This is a genomic window from Pseudomonas sp. C5pp, from assembly GCF_000814065.1.
In the GTDB taxonomy this organism is placed as follows: Bacteria; Pseudomonadota; Gammaproteobacteria; order Pseudomonadales; family Pseudomonadaceae; genus Aquipseudomonas; species Aquipseudomonas asiatica.
In genome coordinates this window covers 48,075-66,955 of the sequence record NZ_JWLN01000003.1, presented here as the reverse complement: position 1 = coordinate 66,955, position 18,881 = coordinate 48,075, and the positions used below count along the sequence as shown (strand labels likewise).

Here is an 18,881-nt window from a genome sequence, read left to right as displayed (position 1 = left end):
CGCCGTGCATCTTGTCCAGAAGTGTTAATCCCGGAGCACAGCCATGAACCGCACAGCGCAGTTTCGCAGTTTTGCCGAGTTCTATCCTTACTACCTGGGGGAACACAGCAACCCCACCTGCCGCCGCCTGCACTTCGTCGGCACCAGCCTGGTGATTGCCCTGCTGGCCTACACCATCGGCAGTGGCAAATGGTTGCTGCTGCTGGCCTTGCCGGTGTTCGGCTACGGCTTTGCCTGGGTCGGGCATTTCTTTTTCGAAAGGAACCGACCTGCGACCTTTACCCATCCGCTGTACAGCCTGATCGGGGATTTCGTGATGTTCAGGGATATCCTGCTGGGCAAGATCAGCCTGTAGATCTTTTGGGGCTGCTTTGCAGCCCCTGGGCTATCAAGCCCTAAGCCGGTTCGCGCACCGCCGCTGCTGCCTTCACCTCTCGCGCCTGTGCTTCCGCCAGCCGATAAAGCTCGATCGTGCCATCCCAATGCTCGATCAACGCCGTGCACGACTCCACCCAATCCCCGCAATTGAGGTACTCCACCTCCCCTACCTGGCGAATCTCGGCATGGTGGATATGCCCGCACACCACCCCATGAAAACCGCGACGGGTGCACTCGTGGGCAATGGCATCCTCGAAGTCGCTGATGAAGTTCACCGCACCTTTGACCTTGTGCTTCAGGTACGCCGACAGTGACCAATAGCCGTATCCATAGCGGGCACGCCAGTGGTTGAGCCAGCGGTTGAGCACCAGAGTGAACTCGTAGGCACGGTCACCGAGGAACGCAAGCCAGCGGTGGTAACGGGTAATCACGTCGAACTGGTCGCCATGGATCACCAGCAGGCGGCGGCCATCGGCGGTCAGGTGCTCGGCCTCGTCCACCAGCTGGATGTTGCCGAGGATCAGCCTGGAGTAACGGCGCAGGAATTCGTCATGGTTGCCGGTGACGTAGATCACTTCGGTGCCACGCTTGCTCATGGTCAGCAGGCGGCGAATCACGTTTGTGTGGGCTTGAGGCCAGTAGATACCACCGCGCAGCTTCCAGCCATCGATGATATCGCCCACCAGGTAGATACGGTCGGCCTGGTAGCCCTTGAGGAACTGCGACAGGTGTTCGGCCTGACAGTCGCGGGTGCCCAGGTGCACATCGGAAATCCACAGGGTACGCACGCGTTGCTTGCGCGAGGGACGTGACAGTTCGGCATGGGTCATGGGCAGGCTCCGGCGCAGTTTGCTGGAGACTGGCAGGCGCGGATGACAGCGCGGTGGCAAAACCGTTACGAGTGATGGACTGCGGGGTTTGAGGCACAATGCGGTTCTGCCCTGCGAGGACGACTCTCCCCATGACCGCCGGCCCGATCCTCTCGCTGCGCCATTACCGCGACAGCCTGATCGCCCACAGCCACGAACACCCGCAACTGGTGTTCGGCCTGCGTGGTCGCCTGGACTTCGAGGTGCAGGGGCATGGCGCCGGGATCGATCGACAGGGGTTGATCGTGGTACCAGCGGGCGCCCATCACACCTGCGCCAGCGATGGCGGCAGCGATTGCCTGGTGCTGGATGTACCAGGGGACCATTGGTTGCGCGAGCAACTGGGCGAACATGCAGATGCCAGCCGCCGCCTGCTCGACCGCCCCGCCGCCCTCGGCCTGGATGAGCGCCAGCAACAGTTGGTGGACTGGCTGGCGGCCAGCCCCATGCACGACCCGCTGATTGCCCGGCAAGGGGCAGCGCTGCTGCTGGCCAGCCTCAACCCCACGGCGGCCGCCAGCGTCACAGCCAGCCAGCGCCTGCCCTATGCCGCCTTCGATGCGCATATCGAGCGGCATGCCGCCTACCCGCTGCAAGTGGCTGACCTGGCGCGCATCGCCGGGTTGTCCAGCGCCCGCCTGCATGCGCGCTTTACTGCGGAATGCGGGATGACGCCGATGGACTACATTCGCCAGCGGCGCTTGCTCAAGGCGCGACGGCTGGTGATGCAGACCTTGCTACCGATGGGGGAGATTGCGGCGCAGGTGGGGTACAGCTCGCAGAGTGCGTTTTCGGCGGCGATGTTGCGGGCGTTCGGGTGTACGCCGTTGGCTTTGCGGCGAGAGTCTGGCGACAAACCACACTAGCCTTGCGACAGAATGCATTCTCCTGAGCCTATACACTTGGCCTGTGCCGGCCCTTTCGCGGGTAAACCCGCTCCCACAGGTACTGCGCAGGCTTCGAAAGCGGTGCAGTAGCTGTGGGAGCGGGTTTACCCGCGAAGAGGCCGGCACAGCCAGTAGAGATATTGAGCAAGGACCACCCATGAACCACCGCACCGCCCTCGGCGCCCTGCACATCGGCGCGCTGTTCTTCGGCCTCACCGGCGTCTTCGGCAAACTGGCCGCCAGCGCCAGCCCGGTGATCATCGTCTTCGGCCGCGCCGCCTTCGCCGTGCTCGCCCTGGCCCTGTTCGCCAGCCTGGCCGGCCCGGGCTGGCAACGCCTGAGCGGCCAGGACGCCCGCCGCCTGCTGCTCGGTGGCGTGCTGCTGGCCGGCCACTGGGTCAGCTTCTTCATCGCGGTAAAGGTTGCCGGCGTGGCCATCGCCACCCTCGGCTTCGCCAGCTTCCCGGCCTTTACCGTGATCCTCGAGGGCCTGCTGTTCCGCGAACGCATCCGCCGCAATGAGGCTTTGCTGGTACTGCTGGTCAGCATCGGCCTGGTACTGGTCACGCCGGCATTCGACCTGGCGAGTGAAGCCACCGGTGGCCTGCTCTGGTCCTTGCTGTCGGGGCTGCTGTTCTCCCTGCTGTCACTCACCAACCGCGCCGGCTCCGGCCGCCTGCCTGCAGTGCAGGCGGCGCTGTGGCAGAACCTGGTGGTGGGCCTGTGCCTGCTGCCGTTCGCGGTGCTGGACCTGGCCGGCGTAGCCACCATGGACTGGCTGTGGATCGCCCTGCTCGGCATCTTCTGCACCGGCGTGGCGCACAGCCTGTTCGTCGCCAGCCTGTCGGTGATCAAGGCGCGCACCGCCGCCGTGGTGTTCGGCATGGAACCGGTCTACGGCATCGCCGTGGCCTGGGTGGTGTTCGCCGAAACCCCCACCCTGCGCATGCTGCTGGGCGGTGCACTTATCATCTTCGCCATCGTGCTTTCCAGCCGCCTGGCCGCCGAACAACCGCCCAGGCAGCGGCCACTGGCCGAAAGCGCCTGACTCAGCGGTCGTTGTGACCCAGGTCACGCTGCGGGTCGATCTGGTCGCGCACCCGCTGCTTCAGCACCTTGGCTTCGGGGAAGCCACCGTCGGCTTTGCGCTCCCAGATCTGCACGCCATTGCAGGTGATGCGGAAGATACCGCCGGTGCCAGGCTCCAGGGCCACTCGGCCGAGGTCGTCGGCAAAGGTGCTGAGCAGTTCCTGGGCCAGCCAGGCGGCCCTCAGCAGCCATTGGCACTGGGTGCAATACGTGATGACGATTTCCGGTTTGCTGTCGGCCATGGTGAGGCATCTCCAGGTAAGGGGCCGCTTATACTAGCGGTCTTTAGCCCACGGTTTGAGACTCACGATGCGCCGTTTGCTGTTCTGTTTCCTGCTCACCCTCACCTCCCTCACGGTATTCGCCGCCGAACCGGCCAGGCCCAAGGTTGGCCTGGTGCTGTCGGGGGGCGCGGCCCGTGGCCTGGCCCACATCGGTGTGCTCAAGGCCCTGGAGGAACAGGGCGTGCGCATCGACGCCATCGCCGGCACCAGCATGGGCGCGGTGGTCGGCGGCCTGTATGCCTCAGGCTACAGTGTCGAAGAGCTGGAAAAACTCGCCACCACCCTCGACTGGCAACAGGCGTTGTCCGATGCCCCTCCGCGCAAGGATGTGCCGTTCCGGCGCAAGCAGGATGACCGCGACTTCCTCGTCAAGCAGAAGCTCAGCTTTCGCGACGACGGCAGCCTGGGCTTGCCGCTGGGGGTGATCCAGGGCCAGAACCTGGCGCTGCTGCTGGAAAGCAAGCTGGCACATACCGCCGACACCCGTGACTTCGACAAGCTGCCCATTCCCTTCCGCGCAGTGGCCACCGACATCGCCAGTGGCGAAAAGGTGGTGTTTCGCCGTGGCCACCTGCCCCAGGTGATCCGCGCCAGCATGTCGATCCCGGCGGTGTTCGCCCCGGTCGAGCTGGACGGCCGGCTGCTGGTGGACGGCGGCATGGTCGACAACATCCCGGTAGACGTCGCCCGCGAAATGGGTGTGGACCTGGCCATCGTGGTCGACATCGGTACGCCGCTGCGTGACCGCAAGCAGCTGGCCACGGTAGTCGACGTGCTCAACCAGTCGATCACCCTGATGACCCGGCGCAACTCGGAAGAACAACTGGCCAGCCTGCACCGAGACGACATCCTCATCCAGCCACCGCTGACCGCCTTCGGCGTCACCGATTTTGGCCGCGCCCGGGAAATGATCGAGGCCGGCTACCGCGCCGCCCGCCTGCTCGACCCGCGCCTTGTCGCCCTGCGCCAGCCCGAAGGTGACAGCAGCCTGGCCGTGGCCCGCTCGCCACGCCAGCGCACGCCGACGATAACCGCGATCAGGATCGAGAACGACTCCAAGGTCAGCGACGAGGTCATCCGCTCGTACATCCGCCAGCCGATCGGTGCGCCGCTGGAGCTAGGTCGCCTGCAGACCGACATGGGCACGCTGTACGGCCTGGACTACTTCGACCGGGTGCAGTACCGCGTGGTGCACAAGGGCGACGACAACACCCTGGTGATCAACGCCCGCGGCCGACGCGGTGGCACCGACTACCTGCGCCTGGGCCTGAACCTGTCGGACGACCTGCGCGGCGACAGCGCCTTCAATCTGGGCGCCAGCTACCGGGTAAACGGCATCAACAGCCTCGGCGCCGAATGGCTGACCCGTGGCCAGATCGGCGACCAGCAGGAGTTGTACAGCGAGTTCTACCAGCCGCTGGACGTGGGCTCGCGCTATTTCATCGCACCGTACCTGGACTTCAGCTCGCAGAACATCGAGGCCACCCTGGACAACGACCCGGTGGCCGAGTACCGCCTGGAGCGTTACGGTTTTGGCCTTAACGTGGGGCGGCAGATCGGTACCAACGGTGAAGTGCGCCTGGGCGTGGGCAAGGCCTGGGGCGAGGCCGAGGTGCGCATCGGCGACCAGGACCTGCCCAAGGTCAGTTTCAACGAAGGTTTCTACGAGCTGAAGTACTCGTTCGACACCCTGGACAACGTGTACTTCCCGCACAGTGGCGAGGATATCGGCCTGACCTTGCGCAAGTACGACCAGTCTCTGGATTCCGACCAGGATTACCGGCAGTGGATGTTCAACCTGGACAAGGCCATCAGCAGCGGGCCGAACACCTTCGTGCTGGGTGGGCGCTACGGGCGCACGCTGGATGATACCGAGGTGGTGACGTCGAGCTTCGTGCTGGGTGGCGCGCGGGAGCTGTCAGGCTTCCGCCAGGACTCGGTGTCGGGGCAGAACGTGAGCCTGATGCGCATGGTCTACTACCGCCGCCTGACGCCACGGGCCTACGTACCGCTGGACTTCCCGCTGTACATCGGCGGGTCGCTGGAGCGAGGGCGGGCGTGGAACAACGACAACGAGTTCGACAGTGGGTACATCAATGCGGCGAGCATCTTCCTGGGGCTGGAGACGCCGCTGGGGCCCTTGAACTTCACTTATGGTGCCAACAGTGCGCATGAGCAGGCGGTGTACCTGAACCTTGGGCATACCTTCTAGGGCCTGCACTGACCCTGTAGGAGCAGCCTTGTGCTGCGAAGAGGCTGGATTGACAGAAGATGTTCTTTGCCTGGAATGACCTCTTCGTAGCACAAGGCTGCTCCTACAACGATCGCGAGTGCAGGTTGATCAGGATTTCTCCAGGTTGGCCAGAATCTTGGCATGCACCCGCATGCACACCTGCAGCTCCGCCTCATCCACCCCGGTAAACAGCTCTACCCGCAGTTGATTGGCAATGGTCTCGATCTGGTCGATCAGCGGCTTGGCCGGCGGGCACAGCACTATCTTCTTCGCCCGCCGGTCCTCCAGCACCGCCTGCCGGCGTACCAGCCCCTGCGCTTCCAGGCTATCGAGCAGGCGTGCCAGGGTTGGGCCTTCGACGCCCACGCTCTGGGCCAGCTCACGCTGGGTCGGGGCCTCTTCGAAACGGGCCAGGTGCAGCAACACCAGCCAGCGCGCCTGTGAAAGGTTGAGCCCGGCCAGGCGGCGGTCCAGCTCGGCACGCCAACCCCGGGACATCTGGGCCAGCTGCATGCCGAAGCGGTGTTGGTTGTCGGTCAGGGGCATAAGCAACTCATTGAATAGATCTAATTATTAGGCAGCTAACCATGGCCCGTCCCACGAGGCAAGGCTCGGGCACTCTGGAATGTTCGATAATCGTCAAAAAACATGACAAAGGTCAGCAGATGGCAGTTCTGCCTCCGATCCTGTCACCACTTACAGCTCGAACTCGGCCGCCAGCGCAGCCCGCACGCAGTACAGCACGCCCTCCGGCACCCGTCCCCCGAACAGCGGCACGATCGCAGACACCGGTGGCAGCTCGCCCTCGCCATCGAGGAAGGCATCCTGCACTTCCATCAACAGGTCTTCCGGGAGGTCCAAGGCCTGTTCCAGGCTCAGCTCCTGGCGCCCCAGCGCCTCGGCCAGCAGGCTGTAGACGTTCTTCTCGCTGCAATTGAGCTGGCCGGCGATCTGCGCCGGGGTCATGCCGGCGCGTGCCAGGCTGACCAGTTCGTGGCGCAGGTCGAGCACCACTTTCGGTGCTTCGTCGGTGCCACCGCTATTGTTCAGCACCTCGAGGAAGGCCTGGCCATAACGCTCCAGCTTGCGCGCACCCACGCCGCTGACCTGGGCCATGTCGCTGAGGCTGACCGGCTGGCTGCGCAGCATCTCCAGCAGCGTCGAGTCGGGGAAGATGACATAGGGCGGCACGCTGTGCTCCTCGGCCAGCTTGCGCCGCAGGGTACGCAGTGCTTCCCACAGCTCGCGCTCTTCGGCACGCACCAGCTGGCTGGCCGGGCTGCCGCCACTGGACGACGACGTCCTGGCGGTGGTCTGCGGCTTGAGGTCACGGCGCAGCTGCAAGGTCACCTCACCCCGCAGCAGCGGCCGGCAGCTGTCGGACAGGCGCAGGCCACCGTAGCCTTCCAGGTCGATGTCGACCAGGCCGCGCGCCACCAGCTGACGGAACAGCGAACGCCACTCGACCTCGGCCAGCCCCTTGCCGACGCCAAAAACCGAGAGTTTTTCGTGGCCGAAATTGCGCACCTTTTCGGTGTCCTTGCCCAGCAGCACGTCGACCAGGTGCCCGACGCCGTAGCGCTGGCCGGTGCGGAACACCGCCGACAGCGCCTGGCGGGCAGGCTCGGTGGCATCCCAGGTCTGCACCTGGTCGACACAGTTGTCACAGTGCCCGCACGGTTGCTCCAGGGTTTCGTCGAAATAGGCCAGCAGTGACTGGCGGCGGCAGCGGGTTTCTTCGCACAGGGCCAGCATGGCATCAAGCTTGTGCTGCTCGATGCGTTTGTGGCGCTCGTCACCTTCGGAGTTCTGCAGCATCTGCTTGAGCATGACCATGTCCTGCAGCCCGTAGGCCATCCAGGCATCGGACGGCAGCCCGTCACGGCCGGCACGGCCGGTCTCCTGGTAATACGCCTCAAGCGACTTGGGCAGGTCAAGGTGGGCGACAAAGCGCACGTTGGGCTTGTCGATACCCATGCCGAAGGCGATGGTGGCGACCATGATCAGCCCTTCCTCGTTGAGGAAGCGGTGCTGGTTGGCCGCACGCGTCTCGGCAGCCAGGCCGGCGTGATAGGGCAGCGCGGGGAAGCCCTGGTCACAGAGGAAGGCGGCGGTTTCGTCGACTTTCTTGCGCGACAGGCAATAGACGATACCGGCGTTGCCGCGGCGCTCGCCGAGGAACGCCATCAGCTGCTTGCGCGGCGCCTCCTTGGGCACGATGCGGTAGAAGATGTTGGGCCGGTCGAAACTCGACAGGAAGCGCTCTGCGCCTTGCAGGTGCAGGCGCTGGACGATCTCTTCACGGGTGCGCATGTCGGCGGTGGCGGTCAGCGCGATGCGCGGCACATGCGGGAACAGCTCGGCCAACTGGCCCAGTTGCAGGTATTCGGGGCGGAAATCGTGGCCCCATTGCGACACGCAGTGGGCCTCGTCGATGGCGAACAGCGAGATATCCAGGTCACGCAGGAAGTCGAGCATGCGCGGCTGCACCAGACGCTCCGGCGCCAGGTAAAGCATCTTCACTTCGCCACGACGCAGGCGCCCGGCCAGGTCACGCTGCTGCTCCGGGGTCAGCGTGGAGTTCAGGGCGGCGGCCGGCACACCCAGTTCGTCGAGCGTGGCGACCTGGTCGTCCATCAGCGCGATCAGTGGCGAGACCACCACCGTCAGGCCCGGACGCAGCAGCCCCGGCACCTGGAAACACAACGACTTGCCGCCGCCGGTGGGCATCAGCACCAGGGCATCGCCGCCATTGGCCACGCAGTCGATGATCGCTGCCTGGCGCCCGCGGAAACTGTCGTAGCCGAAGACGTCCTTGAGAACGCGCTGAGCCTGTTCGAGCATGTGCAACTCCACAAATCGCCGTACCATCCCGGATACAGGCTGGACGAAAAACCCGCCCCGCACACGCCAAATGCGTAAGCGGTTTTTGCCAGGTAGCCGGCAAACCCTGCCCCTGGATGAAAAATCGCGGAGTATACCGCAGCACCGCCCCGCGCAGGGCACCACGGCGATAGACGTTCCCTTTGCCCCGCTGCCGTCGCAAGGTGCTAGAATTCGTTATCGTTTATTCCCCAAGGTAGCCCTGTAATGTCCTTCGCCGAGCAACTGACCCGCCTGCAAGCCTTCCTCGACGCCGACGAGCTGCACGAAGAAGCGCTGGACTATGTCGCCGCCCACGGCTACCTCACCGCCCTGTCGATCAATGCCGAGGAAGTGCCCGAGCGCGAGTGGATCGACGCCCTGTTCGCCGAAGAGCCGCACTACGCCAGCGATGCTCAGCGCACCGAGATCGAGGCCACCCTGGTGGCGCTGAAAGCGCACATCGCCCGCCAGCTGGCCAGCGACGACGAGTTCGAGCTGCCATGCGACCTCGACCTGACCGACGAGCCAGACGATTCCGACCTGCGCGGCTGGTGCATCGGCTTCATGGAAGGCGTATTCCTGCGTGAAGAGGCCTGGTTCGAAAACGCCGAGGAAGAAGTCAGCGAGATGCTGCTGCCAATCATGGTCGGCTCGGGCCTGTTCGACGAGCAGCCGGAGTTCGCCGACATCGCCAGCAACGCCAACCTGCAGGACGACATGATCGTACAGATCCCCGAAGCACTGACGGCGCTGTTCCTGCTGCTGCATGCCCCTGACGAAAAGCCGGCACTGCTCAAGCCACGTCACCACTAAGTCGCCTGTGCGCTACCTGCTGCTGGCCACCGGCTGGCTCAGCGTCGCGTTGGGGGTGTTGGGGATATTCCTGCCGGTATTGCCCACCACCCCGTTCCTGCTATTGGCGGCTGCCTGCTTTGCCCGCAGTTCGCCGCGCTTTCACCACTGGCTGGTTCATCACCCCAAGCTCGGGCCATGGATCCGTGACTACCTAAGTGGTGAAGGTATCCCCCTCAAGGGCAAGGTCTACGCCATCGGCCTGATGTGGGCCAGCATCGGCCTGTCGTGCTATCTGGTGCCCCTGTTCTGGGCACGCATCTTCATGTTGTCCAGTGCCGTCCTGGTAAGCCTGTATATCCTCAGCCAGAAAACCCTGCACAAGCCAAAGTGACAATATTCTGTCGCCAAATATCACTTTCGCCTAATTCGTGCTTCCCTTATCCGAAATGATTCTGGAACTCGGTTAAAGCCCTGTATTCATTGGCCTTAATGGAGTTTTACGCCGCCATTTCCAAGGTTCACCTGCGAGCCTTTTAGATAATTTAATTAGGTTATGACAATCTGATATGAATAAATCTTCTTGCCTATCGCGTTGAATGTACTTAGCTGTGTTATTAAAAACCTGCAACACTATATGAAATAACTTTATCGTCATTTTTTTGGCGAGCAGCAGGATCAATTCCAGGATCAGGGAGATGTACCATGCGCGTTTTGAACCCCATCACCAGTGCATTACTGTTGGCCCTGGCGAGTGCCAACGTACAGGCGATGTCGATCACCGAGGCTGTCCAGAGCGCCGTGGACTACCACCCGCAGGTCAGCTCCAACCGCAACAGCAAGCTGTCTGCCGATGAAGATGTGAAGTTTGCGCGTGGTGGCTACTACCCTTCCGTGGATCTGGTTGCCGGCTATGGCCGCCAGCGTTCTGACAACACCACGACGCGTGCCGAGGGCAACCACAACAAGGAAACCCTCAACTACACCCAGTCCGAGCTGCGCCTGCGGCAGATGATCTTCGACGGCTTCAACACCTCGAATGAAGTGGGCCGCACCGAAGCGGTCTCCACCTCCCGCGCCTACTACACCCAGGCCGTTGCCCAGGATGTCGCCCTGCGTGCAGTCGAGGTGTACCTGGAAGTGCTCAAACGCCGTGAACTGGTGACCCTGGCCAGGAACAACCTGCAAGCCCACCTGCGCGTCAACGACCAGATCGGCCTGCGCAACGAGCGCGGCGTCGGCAGCACCGCCGACCTTGACCAGTCCCGCGCACGTCGCGCCCTGGCGGAAAACAACCTGGACACCGCCGAAGTCGACCTGGCCGATGCCGAGGCCAACTTCTTCAGCGTCGTCGGCCGCATGCCGGACGAGCTGGAAAGCCCGCAGTCCATCAAGGGCGAAGTGCCTGGCACCCTGGACGAAGCCCGCGACGGCATGCGCCAGAACAACCCGTACATCAAGTCTGCCCAGGCTGACGTCAATGCTGCCGAGCAGCAATACGAAGTGGCCAAGTCGACCTTCTACCCACGCTTCGACGCCATTCTGGCTACCGGTGCCAACAACAACACCGGTGGCGAGAAGGGCCACAACAACAACGACTGGCAAGCCGGCGTGGAGATGAACTACAACCTGTTCCGCGGCGGCAGCGACAAGGCTCGCCTGCAGTCCGACGCGCACAAGATCAACCAGGCCCTCGACATCCGCAACAACGCCCTGCGTGAGCTGACCGAAAACCTGAGCCTGGCGTGGAACGCCATGAACAACGCCAGCAAGCAGCTGCCGACTGCGCGTGAATACGCCGAGACCACCAAGCGCGTGCGTGCTGCCTACCAGGACCAGTTCGGCCTGGGTCAGCGCACCCTGCTTGACGTGCTGGACAGTGAAAACGAGCTGTACAACGCCGACCGTCGCTACACCGAGGTGCGTTATACCGAGGAGTTCTCGCGCTACCGCGTGCTGGCGACCATGGGCGAGCTGTTGACCAAGCAACGTATTTCGCTGCCGCCGGAAGCGCTGGCTACCACCGAAGTACGCACCGAGGCGCGTTTGCCTGATATGCGTTGATCGGGTTCGAGATAGCCGGGGCCGCTTTGCGGCCCATTCGCAGCACAAGGCTGCTCCTACAGATGTTGCGCGCTTTCCTGTAGGAGCAGCCTTGTGCTGCGAATGGGCTGCAAAGCAGCCCCCTGCCCTCACTCACTACCATGGTTACGCTGGAACGTCTCCAAACCCATGGCCCTGATCTGTGCCTCGATCAACGCCTCGAACGGTGCCAGCAGCGCATCGAAACAGGCAGGCTGCTCCAACGCGTTCAGCGCTCCCACCACCGCCTCGATAGTCGACAACGCCCCCGCCTCCGGCGCCTTGCGCAAGCGGTAGCGTGAAGGCGCGACAGCCCCCAGCGTCACTCGCGGCAACGCCTCCAGCAACGGGTTCAGGTACAGCAGCTTGCGCGCCTTGCGCCAGGTGCCGTCGGGTACGATCAACAGCAAGGGTTTGTCGTCCGTCTCGCCATAGGCCACCAACTCCTGGGCGTCGTCGCCCGGGAACAGCAGGGCCGGCCGGTAACCGGGGGTCGCCAGCAATTCGTTCAGGTCATCGAATACCTCGCCTACCCGCAACTCGGCGTTGTTCAGGCCAAGGGCGGCCAGGCGGGCGGTATTCAGGGCATGGGCGGTTTCACTGGGGTGCTGCAGCAGGATGACGCGGGTACGGCTGTCGAGCGCAGGGATCAGTGAGCAGAGGCAATGGTCGAGCGGGCGCTGGCAGCGCTCGCAGCGGGGTCTGGGCATGGGGTTCTCCTTGGCGGGAACAGTTTGCCACAGAACCGGGGCCCGCTTTGCGGGCCCGGCGATCTCAACGGTTGAAGCGCTCTGCCAGGCTATGCAGGTATTCCGCCATGCGCTCCAGGTCCTGGCTGATTTCAGCGCCCTGCCTGGCTTGCCCGGCACTCTGGTCGCACAGGTGGGCTATGCGCACGATCTGCTGGTTGATGTCCTCGGCCACATGGCTCTGCTGCTCCGACGCCGTCGCCATCTGCTGGCTCATGCCGGTGATGCGGCTGACCGCTTGGGCAATCCCGCTCAACGCTGCCTGCACCGCCTCGACGCTGTGCACACTGTCCCGCGAGATCTGCTCGCCGCGGCTGGCAGTGCTGACCGCGCGCTCTGCCCCGGCGCGCAACGAGGCGATGATCTGGTGGATCTCCTCGGTCGAGGCACGGGTGCGCTGGGCCAGCGAACGCACCTCGTCGGCCACCACGGCAAACCCGCGCCCCTGTTCGCCGGCACGCGCCGCCTCGATGGCTGCGTTGAGCGCCAGCAGGTTGGTCTGCTCGGCGATCGAGGTAATCACATCAACCACGCTGCCAATCGACTGGGTCTGCTCGGCCAGGGCATTGACCGCCTGGCCGATGTCGTTGACCGCATTGCTCATGCTGCCCATGGCTTGCAGGCTCTGCATCGCCAGCTCGCTGCCCTGTTGCGCCAGCTGGTCGGCATCGCCCGCTGCGTGCGCCGTGCTCTGCACGTTGTGGGTAACCTGCTGGATGGTCGCCGCCATCTGCGCGATGGCGGCGGCGGACTGGTCGGTCTCGTTGCGCTGGCGGTCGAGCATCTGTGCCTGGGCATCGGACAAGTCGGACGACTGCGCTGCCCGCGACTTCACCCCGACCCCGGCATCCACCAGGCGGGTCAAGGCCGTTTGCAGGCGTGCTTCTTCACTGATGATGGCAAGATCCAGCTGGCCTTGCAGGCCTGGGTTATCACTGTAGGTCAGTGCCACCAGCGGGCTGGTGAAGGCCTTGGGATGCTCGGCCAGCGTGCGGCGGACCGCCTGGTTCTGCCGGTGCTCGACCAGATACCAGGCCAGCAGCAGGCTGGCCATCAGCACCCCGAGCGCCGCGTAGGGCGGTAGCCACAAGTAGCCCGCCGCCGACAGCAGGCCCGCACTTATCAATGGCCAACCGTGGCCCAGGCCATGCAGCAGGCGGGCCGCCCACGGCACCGGTGTGCGGCCGGCCCGCAGGCGCGCATACAACGCCTCGGCGCGACGGATCTGCTCGCGAGTGGGCACCGAGCGCACCGACTCGTAGCCACTGATGCGGCCCTGCTCATAGATGGCCGTGACGTAGGCGCTGACCCAGTAGTAATCACCGTTCTTCGCCCGGTTCTTGACGACCCCCATCCACGGTTTGCCTTGCTTGATGGTTTCCCACATGTGGCCGAACACTGCCGGCGGCATGTCCGGGTGGCGCACCAGGTTGTGGGGTTGGCCGACCAGCTCGTCGTAGGTGAACCCGCTGATCGCCACGAAAGCGTCGTTGCAGTAGGTGATGCGGCTGTTGAGGTCAGTGGTGGAGATCAGGCGTTGATCGTTGGGAAAGGTTCTTTCGTGCTCAGTGACGGGCAAATTCATGCGCATCTTGGGCAATCCTTGCAGGATGAAAGGGAGGTAGACAGCAGCACACGCAAATTTGATATATAGCAGGACGCCATTATGTTGTCGGTCGACAGCACCAACAATTTAACGGGTGCCGACGAAATACAGCATATGCCGGGCTTCAGCCCACGTTGAGCTGGCTTTTGAGGAGGTCGCGGAAGGTCTGGATCAATGGCTCGCGGCTGCGCCCGCGGCGAATGATCAGCGAGAACGGTGCCTGGTAGCCGAAGGTCGACGGCGACAGCACGCGCAAGTCGCCCTTGTCGACCCAGGCCTGGGCATAGTGCTCGGGCAGGTAGCCGATGTAGGCCCCGGACAGAATCAGGATCAACTGCGCCTCCATGCTCTCCACCGTCGCCGCGCTGTGCTTGAAGCCATGCCGGGCCAGTTCGGCCTGGCTCCAGTAGCCACGCCCGACCATGCGCTGCTGGGTCACCACCTGCTCGGGGATGCGCCGTTCGGCATACAACGGGTGGCGGCTGCTGCAGTACAGCCAGTGCTGCTCACGGTACAGCGGCTGGTAGAGCAGCCCGCTCATGCGCGAGGAGAACGCCCCGATCGCCAGGTCCAGACGGTTGTCCTGCACACCCAGTTGCAGCTCGTAAGGGCTGGATACCGACAAATGCAGGTGCACCGCCGGGTGTTCCTGGCTGTAGGCGCCGATGGCTTCGGCCAGCGGCAAGGCCCTGTCACCGACCGTGGAATCGATCACCCCCAGGTTAAGGGTGCCACGCAACTCGCCCTTGAGGGCGGCGGCGTACTGTTCGAAGCCGTCCAGCTCGGCCAGCAGGCGCAGGGTTTCCTGGTGGAACAGCTCACCCTTGCTGGTCAGGCTGAACCCGCCACGGCCACGATGGCACAGCACGATCCCCAGGGCACCTTCCAGCTGGCTCATGTAGGTGCTGATGGCCGAGGTCGACAGGTTCAGCTCGCGCTGGGCATTGGCAAAGCCCTGGTGGCGCACCACGCTGACGAAGATGCGCAGCAGTTTCAGGTCGGGCAAGGTCGAGGCCATGGTGCAACGGTTCCGCAGGGGGTATTAGCGCGCAGTCTAACCGCTCTGCCGCCTTTAGTTCAGAAATTCCTGAACTAAGTATTTGCCGGTAGCGATTTTTCCCCGGCACTACCTTCAGCAGACTTGGCCGAAATGTCCCTGCCCGCCGGCAAGACCACACCTGGAAGGCGCGCGGCGGCACAGGTTCGAACAAACAGAACAATCGACCGACTGATGAGGCCCACCGTGGACAAGATCCTCCACCAACCACTGGGCGGCAACGAAATGCCGCGTTTCGGCGGCATCGCCACCATGCTCCGTCTCCCCCACCTGCAAAGTGCCCAAGGCCTGGACGCCGCCTTCATCGGCGTGCCACTGGACATCGGTACTTCGCTGCGCTCCGGCACCCGTTTCGGCCCGCGTCAGATCCGCGCCGAATCGGTGATGATCCGCCCGTACAACATGGCCACGGGAGCTGCACCGTTCGACTCGCTGTCGGTGGCCGACATCGGTGACGTGGCGATCAACACCTTCAACCTGCTGGACGCCGTGCGCATCATCGAAGAAGCGTATGACGAGATCCTCGAGCACAACATCATCCCGCTGACCCTGGGTGGCGACCACACAATCACCCTGCCGATCCTGCGCGCGCTGCACAAGAAGCACGGCAAGATCGGCCTGGTGCACATCGATGCCCACGCCGACGTCAACGACCACATGTTCGGCGAGAAGATCGCCCATGGCACCACTTTCCGCCGTGCCGTGGAAGAAGGCCTGCTCGATTGCGAGCGCGTGGTGCAGATCGGCCTGCGCGCCCAGGGCTACACCGCCGATGACTTCAACTGGAGCCGCCGTCAGGGCTTCCGTGTAGTCCAGGCTGAAGAGTGCTGGCACAAGTCGCTGGAACCGCTGATGGCCGAAGTGCGCGAAAAGGTCGGCGGTGGCCCGGTGTACCTGTCGTTCGACATCGATGGCATCGACCCGGCCTGGGCTCCCGGTACCGGCACCCCGGAAATCGGCGGCTTGACCACCATCCAGGCGATGGAGATCATTCGCGGCTGCCACGGCCTGGACCTGATCGGCTGTGACCTCGTCGAAGTCTCCCCGCCTTACGACACCACCGGCAACACCTCGCTGCTCGGTGCCAACCTGCTGTTCGAGATGCTCTGCGTGCTACCGGGCGTAGTGCGTCGTTAATACCGCTATACCCCGGCAGGAGCCATGAGGGAGGGCCACAGAGGCCCGCCAACAACACGACAAGACCGCCGGGCGCCGTGAACCCGCCCGCGTGGTCGATCTCGCCATAATAAAGATAATCGGGAGACCCCCAATGGCCTTGGACATCATTGTTGTAATGATCTATACCGCCGGCATGCTCGGGCTTGGCTGGTACGGCATGCGGCGCGCGAAAACCCATGAGGACTACCTGGTGGCCGGGCGCAACCTCGGCCCGGTCCTGTACATGGGCACCATGGCCACCACCGTACTCGGTGGCGCTTCTACCGTCGGCACCGTACGCCTGGGCTACGTCCACGGCATCTCCGGCTTCTGGCTGTGCGCAGCCCTGGGCCTGGGCATCATCGCCCTCAACCTGTTGCTGGCCAAACCCTTGCTGCGCCTGCGCATCTTCACCGTGACCCAGGTGCTGGAGCAGCGCTACAACCCGGCCGCACGTCAGGCCAGCGCCGTGATCATGCTGGCCTACGCACTGATGATCGGCGTCACCTCGACCCTGGCCATGGCCACCGTATTGCAGGTGCTGCTCGACCTGCCGTTCTGGGCCTCGCTGCTGCTGGGTGGTGGTGTGGTAGTGCTGTACTCGACCATTGGTGGCATGTGGTCGCTGACGCTGACCGACATCGTCCAGTTCGTGATCAAGACCGTCGGCCTGATGTTCATCCTGCTGCCGGTGTGCCTGTACAAGGCCGGTGGCTGGGACACCCTGGTGGCCAAGCTGCCGGCGGCCAGCTTCCAGCTGACCACCATTGGCTGGGACACCATCATCACCTACTTCCTGATCTACTTCTTCGGCATCCTGATCGGCCAGGACATCTGGCAGCGGGTGTTCACTGCCCGTGACGAGAAGGTCTGCCAGCGTGCCGGCACCACCGCCGGTGTGTACTGCATACTGTACGGCCTGGCCTGCGCCGCGATCGGCATGGCTGCGCATGTGCTGATGCCCGACCTGGCCAACCCGAACAATGCCTTTGCCGAGATGATCAAGACCACGCTGCCCGATGGCATCCGTGGCCTGCTGATGGCAGCGGCGCTGGCCGCCATGATGTCCACCGCCAGCGCCGGCCTGCTGGCTGCGTCCACCACCCTGACCGAAGACCTGCTGCCCAAGCTGCGTGGCGGCAAGGCGTCGAGCCTGGGCGTCAGCCGCCTGTTCACCCTGCTCACCGGCCTGGTGGTGCTGGGCATTGCGCTGGTGGTGAACGACGTGATCAACGCCCTGACCCTGGCCTACAACCTGCTGGTCGGCGGTATGCTGATCCCGCTGATCGGGGCGATCTTCTGGAAGCGCGCTACCACCGCCGGGGCTATCGCCAGCATGTCGCTGGGCTTTGCCACCGCGCTGCTGTTCATGTTCAAGGATGGGCTGGAGGCCAATACGCCGATCTACTACAGCCTGGCAGTTGGTCTGGTCAGCTTTGTGGTGGTCAGCCTGATGTCGCGTAAATCGGTGGCGGCGGTGAAGCTGGCCTGATCTACAGCCTGAACTGGCCTCTTCGCGGGCTCGCCCGCTCCCACAGGGATACCACAAGCCTTGAAATTCATGGGGTACCTGTGGGAGCGGGCAAGCCCGCGAAGAGGCAGGTACAGGCAACACACAACTGGCAGACACAAAAAGGCCGCTGCACCCACCCAGGTGCAGCGGCCTTTGTCTGTATCAGCGACGACGCGGTTGGCGTTTGCGCTGCTCTTCATCAGTCGGGATCGGCACCGGCTGCAAGGGTGGTGGAATCAGCCCCAAGGCGACAGCCAGGTCATGGAGCCAGTTGGACAGTGGTTTATTCATAATGCCCCCTTGACGGGTCAGCCTCACGGCAATTCAATCCTGCGATGTTTCATACAGATCATAGCCCTATGTCCTGTATTACGCATGCCTCTAAAGCTACAGATACGGGCCATTTTGATACGGATCAAGCCGTAACGGCGCATTCCGACGACTGGTTAATCGTTTCGCTTTGTTGCAGGTCGATCCAGGCCTGCAAATTTGCCCCGCGCATGCCCTGGCGCCACATCAACCAGGTGACCGCCTGATCGAACGGTGCCTGCAGCTGGTGCACCCGCACCCGGTCGCGCCCGGGCAGGCTGTCGAGCATCGACCTGGCCATCATCGCCACACCCGCGCCAGCGATCACGCAGGCCAGCATGCTCTGGTACGACTCGATTTCCATCACCCGGCCCATGGGCGTATGGGCATGGGCATACCAGGCCTCCAGGCGCATGCGGTACGAGCAGCCCTGGCGGAAGGTGAACACCGCCTTGCCGGCCACATCCTTGGCAGTGTGTACCGCAGGGTGCTCGGGGCTGGTGATCAGCACCAACTGCTCATCGCAAAGCGGCACGCCATCCAGCCCGGCCAGGCTCGGTGGCCCGTCCACCAGGGCCGCGTCCAAGGTGTGGTTGAGCAGGCCTTCCAGCAACTCGCCACTGGGCGCCGCACGCACCTGCAAGTTAACCGCCGGGTAGGCCTGGTGATAACGCGCCAGCAACCCCGGCAAATGGGTCGCCGCCGTGCTGTACATGGTCCCCAGCACGAAGTCCCCGGCCGGTTGGCCGCCCCGCACGGCGGCCAGCGCCTCGTCGCGCAAGGCTGACATGCGGTTGGCGTAATCCAGCAGCACCTTGCCCGCGGGCGACAGCTGCAGGCGCTGGCGCTCGCGCAGGAACAGCTCGACACCCAGTTGCTCTTCGAGCTGGCGCAAGCGCGTCGACAGGTTCGACGGCACCCGATGCAGGCGCTCTGCGGCGCGGGTGACCGAACCTTCCTCGGCCACGGCCTGGAAGATACGCAGTTGGCTGAATTCCACGGCATTCTCC

At 63.8% G+C, this 18,881-nt stretch carries 18 protein-coding genes; 9 read left to right on the top strand and 9 right to left on the bottom strand.

All coding sequences use genetic code 11. The features are described from left to right. Positions 1-43: 43 nt before the first annotated feature. Positions 44-355 carry a DUF962 domain-containing protein gene (locus RR51_RS03175; protein ID WP_013973679.1) on the top strand — a complete coding sequence of 104 codons (312 nt, stop codon included), beginning with the start codon at positions 44-46 and terminating at the stop codon, positions 353-355. Positions 356-395: 40 nt separating this feature from the next. On the opposite strand, the gene RR51_RS03170 is transcribed toward RR51_RS03175, so the two are convergent. Continuing rightward, positions 396-1,208, bottom strand: a complete 813-nt coding sequence (locus RR51_RS03170; protein ID WP_039612598.1) for a UDP-2,3-diacylglucosamine diphosphatase — start codon at positions 1,206-1,208, stop codon at positions 396-398. A gap of 131 nt (positions 1,209-1,339) precedes the next feature. On the opposite strand from RR51_RS03170, the gene RR51_RS03165 reads away from it, so the two are divergent. Together RR51_RS03165 and RR51_RS03160 are read left to right on the top strand one after the other, a co-directional pair. Continuing rightward, a complete protein-coding gene (locus tag RR51_RS03165) occupies positions 1,340-2,113 on the top strand; it encodes a helix-turn-helix transcriptional regulator (RefSeq protein WP_039612597.1) in 774 nt (257 codons plus the stop codon). 178 nt (positions 2,114-2,291) lie between these two features. Next, positions 2,292-3,182, top strand: coding sequence for a DMT family transporter (locus RR51_RS03160; protein WP_039612596.1), 891 nt, complete (start codon positions 2,292-2,294; stop codon positions 3,180-3,182). A gap of 1 nt (position 3,183) precedes the next feature. Here the strand turns inward: RR51_RS03160 and RR51_RS03155 are convergent, their stop codons facing one another. Beyond that, entirely contained in the window at positions 3,184-3,465 is a 282-nt protein-coding gene (locus RR51_RS03155) for a SelT/SelW/SelH family protein (protein WP_003259082.1), read from the bottom strand. 67 nt (positions 3,466-3,532) lie between these two features. Between RR51_RS03155 and RR51_RS03150 the strand changes: the two genes are divergently transcribed. Further along, positions 3,533-5,719, top strand: coding sequence for a patatin-like phospholipase family protein (locus RR51_RS03150; protein WP_039612595.1), 2,187 nt, complete (start codon positions 3,533-3,535; stop codon positions 5,717-5,719). A gap of 129 nt (positions 5,720-5,848) precedes the next feature. On the opposite strand, the gene RR51_RS03145 is transcribed toward RR51_RS03150, so the two are convergent. Together RR51_RS03145 and recQ are read right to left on the bottom strand one after the other, a co-directional pair. Beyond that, positions 5,849-6,286, bottom strand: coding sequence for a MarR family transcriptional regulator (locus tag RR51_RS03145; protein WP_013973685.1), 438 nt, complete (start codon positions 6,284-6,286; stop codon positions 5,849-5,851). A 150-nt stretch (positions 6,287-6,436) separates the two neighbouring features. Beyond that, a complete protein-coding gene (gene recQ, locus RR51_RS03140; RefSeq protein WP_039612594.1) occupies positions 6,437-8,584 on the bottom strand; it encodes a DNA helicase RecQ in 2,148 nt (715 codons plus the stop codon). A gap of 246 nt (positions 8,585-8,830) precedes the next feature. Here recQ and RR51_RS03135 point away from each other — a divergent pair, with 246 nt between their 5' ends. From RR51_RS03135 to RR51_RS03125, 3 genes are all read left to right on the top strand, one after another. Further along, positions 8,831-9,418 carry a YecA/YgfB family protein gene (locus tag RR51_RS03135; protein ID WP_025340148.1) on the top strand — a complete coding sequence of 196 codons (588 nt, stop codon included), beginning with the start codon at positions 8,831-8,833 and terminating at the stop codon, positions 9,416-9,418. Positions 9,419-9,425: 7 nt separating this feature from the next. Then, a complete protein-coding gene (locus tag RR51_RS03130; RefSeq protein ID WP_003259078.1) occupies positions 9,426-9,791 on the top strand; it encodes a YbaN family protein in 366 nt (121 codons plus the stop codon). Positions 9,792-10,102: 311 nt separating this feature from the next. Beyond that, on the top strand, positions 10,103-11,461 hold the full coding sequence (locus RR51_RS03125) for a TolC family outer membrane protein (protein WP_003259075.1): 1,359 nt from the start codon (positions 10,103-10,105) through the stop codon (positions 11,459-11,461). A gap of 128 nt (positions 11,462-11,589) precedes the next feature. Here the strand turns inward: RR51_RS03125 and RR51_RS03120 are convergent, their stop codons facing one another. The 3 genes from RR51_RS03120 to RR51_RS03110 all read right to left on the bottom strand — a co-directional run bounded on the left by RR51_RS03120 (position 11,590) and on the right by RR51_RS03110 (position 14,852). Beyond that, positions 11,590-12,189 carry a tRNA-uridine aminocarboxypropyltransferase gene (locus RR51_RS03120; protein ID WP_039612593.1) on the bottom strand — a complete coding sequence of 200 codons (600 nt, stop codon included), beginning with the start codon at positions 12,187-12,189 and terminating at the stop codon, positions 11,590-11,592. A gap of 64 nt (positions 12,190-12,253) precedes the next feature. Further along, positions 12,254-13,819, bottom strand: coding sequence for a methyl-accepting chemotaxis protein (locus RR51_RS03115; RefSeq protein WP_013973691.1), 1,566 nt, complete (start codon positions 13,817-13,819; stop codon positions 12,254-12,256). 139 nt (positions 13,820-13,958) lie between these two features. Continuing rightward, the gene (locus RR51_RS03110; protein ID WP_013973692.1) at positions 13,959-14,852 is read right to left on the bottom strand and encodes a LysR family transcriptional regulator; all 894 of its coding nucleotides are present in this window, start codon (positions 14,850-14,852) and stop codon (positions 13,959-13,961) included. A gap of 225 nt (positions 14,853-15,077) precedes the next feature. Between RR51_RS03110 and speB the strand changes: the two genes are divergently transcribed. Both speB and RR51_RS03100 read left to right on the top strand, forming a co-directional pair. Beyond that, positions 15,078-16,028, top strand: a complete 951-nt coding sequence (speB, locus tag RR51_RS03105; RefSeq protein ID WP_013973693.1) for an agmatinase — start codon at positions 15,078-15,080, stop codon at positions 16,026-16,028. 133 nt (positions 16,029-16,161) lie between these two features. After that, positions 16,162-17,541 (top strand): sodium:solute symporter, encoded by a 1,380-nt coding sequence (locus tag RR51_RS03100; protein ID WP_013973694.1) that lies wholly within the window; start codon positions 16,162-16,164, stop codon positions 17,539-17,541. Between the two features lie 183 nt (positions 17,542-17,724). Here RR51_RS03100 and RR51_RS31745 read toward each other — a convergent pair whose 3' ends face one another. Together RR51_RS31745 and ptrR are read right to left on the bottom strand one after the other, a co-directional pair. After that, on the bottom strand, positions 17,725-17,853 hold the full coding sequence (locus tag RR51_RS31745; RefSeq protein ID WP_009683677.1) for a PA1414 family protein: 129 nt from the start codon (positions 17,851-17,853) through the stop codon (positions 17,725-17,727). A gap of 124 nt (positions 17,854-17,977) precedes the next feature. Then, entirely contained in the window at positions 17,978-18,871 is an 894-nt protein-coding gene (gene ptrR / locus RR51_RS03095; protein ID WP_015271294.1) for a putrescine utilization regulator PtrR, read from the bottom strand. Between the last annotated feature and the right edge of the window lie 10 nt (positions 18,872-18,881).

Excerpts from the sequence above, each read along its gene's own strand:
- RR51_RS03175 (WP_013973679.1), top strand. The coding sequence starts at position 44 with ATGAACCGCACAGCGCAGTTTCGCAGTTTTGCCGAGTTCTATCCTTAC.
- RR51_RS03170 (WP_039612598.1), bottom strand. The coding sequence starts at position 1,208 with ATGACCCATGCCGAACTGTCACGTCCCTCGCGCAAGCAACGCGTGCGT.
- RR51_RS03165 (WP_039612597.1), top strand. The coding sequence starts at position 1,340 with ATGACCGCCGGCCCGATCCTCTCGCTGCGCCATTACCGCGACAGCCTG.
- RR51_RS03160 (WP_039612596.1), top strand. The coding sequence starts at position 2,292 with ATGAACCACCGCACCGCCCTCGGCGCCCTGCACATCGGCGCGCTGTTC.
- RR51_RS03155 (WP_003259082.1), bottom strand. The coding sequence starts at position 3,465 with ATGGCCGACAGCAAACCGGAAATCGTCATCACGTATTGCACCCAGTGC.
- RR51_RS03150 (WP_039612595.1), top strand. The coding sequence starts at position 3,533 with ATGCGCCGTTTGCTGTTCTGTTTCCTGCTCACCCTCACCTCCCTCACG.
- RR51_RS03145 (WP_013973685.1), bottom strand. The coding sequence starts at position 6,286 with ATGCCCCTGACCGACAACCAACACCGCTTCGGCATGCAGCTGGCCCAG.
- recQ (WP_039612594.1), bottom strand. The coding sequence starts at position 8,584 with ATGCTCGAACAGGCTCAGCGCGTTCTCAAGGACGTCTTCGGCTACGAC.
- RR51_RS03135 (WP_025340148.1), top strand. The coding sequence starts at position 8,831 with ATGTCCTTCGCCGAGCAACTGACCCGCCTGCAAGCCTTCCTCGACGCC.
- RR51_RS03125 (WP_003259075.1), top strand. The coding sequence starts at position 10,103 with ATGCGCGTTTTGAACCCCATCACCAGTGCATTACTGTTGGCCCTGGCG.
- RR51_RS03120 (WP_039612593.1), bottom strand. The coding sequence starts at position 12,189 with ATGCCCAGACCCCGCTGCGAGCGCTGCCAGCGCCCGCTCGACCATTGC.
- RR51_RS03115 (WP_013973691.1), bottom strand. The coding sequence starts at position 13,819 with ATGCGCATGAATTTGCCCGTCACTGAGCACGAAAGAACCTTTCCCAAC.
- RR51_RS03110 (WP_013973692.1), bottom strand. The coding sequence starts at position 14,852 with ATGGCCTCGACCTTGCCCGACCTGAAACTGCTGCGCATCTTCGTCAGC.
- RR51_RS03100 (WP_013973694.1), top strand. The coding sequence starts at position 16,162 with ATGGCCTTGGACATCATTGTTGTAATGATCTATACCGCCGGCATGCTC.
- RR51_RS31745 (WP_009683677.1), bottom strand. The coding sequence starts at position 17,853 with ATGAATAAACCACTGTCCAACTGGCTCCATGACCTGGCTGTCGCCTTG.